Raw genomic sequence first — 237 nt, forward strand, 5'->3', positions numbered from 1 at the left:
TGTACTGCGTATACACGATCCTGATCTAGCAATTGTTATTATGCGTTGTATGTTGATCGCCACTCTATTTGTAATTTGTAGTACTGATCGTATGGTGCATTTATTGATATGTTATGTTGAGTCGACGATGGAGTTGTCCTCTCAAACCAGTGGTTTGTCTCTTTCTTTTTTCTTTTATTTTTTTTTTTTTTTTTTATTTTTTTTTTTTTTTTTTTTTTTTCTTTTTTTTTTTTTTTT

General features: G+C 27.8%; 1 protein-coding gene. It reads right to left on the reverse strand.

Going from position 1 to position 237, the window contains the following annotated elements:
• Positions 1–38: 38 nt before the first annotated feature.
• A partial coding sequence (locus G3N92_RS29500) for a hypothetical protein (RefSeq protein ID WP_206131104.1) occupies positions 39–237 on the reverse strand: 199 nt, incomplete at its 5' end.

Source organism: Burkholderia sp. Ac-20379 (assembly GCF_017104645.1).
In the GTDB taxonomy this organism is placed as follows: domain Bacteria; phylum Pseudomonadota; class Gammaproteobacteria; order Burkholderiales; family Burkholderiaceae; genus Burkholderia.